At 53.3% G+C, this 1177-nt stretch carries 3 protein-coding genes; 1 reads left to right on the forward strand and 2 read right to left on the reverse strand.

Annotation, left to right across the window (positions count from 1 at the left end; genetic code table 11):
- Nucleotides 1-80: 80 nt before the first annotated feature.
- Both ABJK56_RS06085 and ABJK56_RS06090 read right to left on the reverse strand, forming a co-directional pair.
- A complete protein-coding gene (locus ABJK56_RS06085) occupies nt 81-578 on the reverse strand; it encodes a hypothetical protein (protein ID WP_347243772.1) in 498 nt (165 codons plus the stop codon).
- A gap of 7 nt (nt 579-585) precedes the next feature.
- Nucleotides 586-915 carry a UPF0175 family protein gene (locus ABJK56_RS06090; RefSeq protein WP_347243773.1) on the reverse strand — a complete coding sequence of 110 codons (330 nt, stop codon included), beginning with the start codon at nt 913-915 and terminating at the stop codon, nt 586-588.
- Nucleotides 916-964: 49 nt separating this feature from the next.
- Between ABJK56_RS06090 and ABJK56_RS06095 the strand changes: the two genes are divergently transcribed.
- Nucleotides 965-1177: hypothetical protein (locus tag ABJK56_RS06095; RefSeq protein ID WP_347243774.1), on the forward strand; the 213-nt coding region annotated here is incomplete at its 3' end.

The raw sequence follows: 1177 nt of genomic DNA on the forward strand, positions 1-1177 counted from the left end.
GTTCCTGGAAGGATCGGGCCCGCTCGTGGTGGAGAGTGAATTTTTTGGAAACGTTACTAAACTGGATCGCCGTTGTCAAACTACGTCCCCGAATCTAACAACATTGCCAGAACTTCCGGGCGGAAACCGTAATGGTCTTTTTCCTGCAAATCGTCAATTAAGGTCTCTAAATCCGCCTGGTCCAATATTGATGCCCATTTGCAAGCCAGCAAGAAAGCGGGAATATTGATTACCGTCAAGCCATATTGAGCGGCTACCTGCCGGGCTTTGTTATCGTTCATCATAAGGACAGCATCCGGTTGGCCCAATGCCAGAGCAATGCACTCCCGTTCTCCCGCCCCCAGGGCCTGAAACCCCTCTTGCCCCGTCAGACGGGTTAGAACGTCTGCGTCGGGGACCGAGACCTGCACCCACGAGAGTTTCGCCAGCCGGGGTAGAAGAGTGGTCTGAGCAACTTCCCGATATACTGCCGGAGGGATTTGTACATTCTCCACCTGGTAGAGTGTCCGGATCAGGTCCATTCGCCCTATTTTAAGGAAAGCGCTGAGGAAGTCTGTGTCCAAAACGATTCTCGGCATTATCGGCCTATCTTCCTGCAGCTTTTAGGGCAGCCTCAGCCATGGCTTTTGTTTCAGCAGCGCTTTCGGGAGCCCCGCGAGAGATACCACGAATGTACAGCACCTCCTTCATCGCTTCTATATCCAGCCCGCTCAGTTCTGCGGCCTTACTCAGGGAAATATCCCCCCGTTCGTATAACTTACAAGCGAGGGCCAACCGAATATCTGGCCGGGCAGCTAAAAGGGTGCTGATCGCATCTCTCAGAAACTCGCTTTCACTGGCATACAACCCGGTCTCCGGAACAACTGATATCCATTCTCGGAGAACAGAAGGTAACACCCACACCTTTACGTCCATAGAAGCCCCCTAATCTTCTTGAAGCAATCCATTGCGCGCGTTTGCATCTATGACTCCACTGCAAAAAGGTTATGGCACCGCAGCGGCCGCAGAGTACACAGAGCAATGTTTATGGAAAACTTTGCGCTCTTTGCGTCCTTTACGGTTAATTGTTGAATTCCGGCCTCATGTCCCTCGACCCTCAGAATCTCCCCAGCAAGGCGATGTCGCAATCGCTCTGGGGGCCGGCGGTTCCGTCGGCCTGGGAGCCGAAGAGGTAGGC

This window comes from Thermogutta sp., assembly GCF_039793925.1.
Classification (GTDB): domain Bacteria; phylum Planctomycetota; class Planctomycetia; order Pirellulales; family Thermoguttaceae; genus Thermogutta.

Bases quoted from the DNA above. Each gene is read 5' to 3' on its own strand.
- ABJK56_RS06090 (WP_347243773.1), bottom strand. From the start codon at position 915: ATGGACGTAAAGGTGTGGGTGTTACCTTCTGTTCTCCGAGAATGGATA.
- ABJK56_RS06085 (WP_347243772.1), bottom strand. From the start codon at position 578: ATGCCGAGAATCGTTTTGGACACAGACTTCCTCAGCGCTTTCCTTAAA.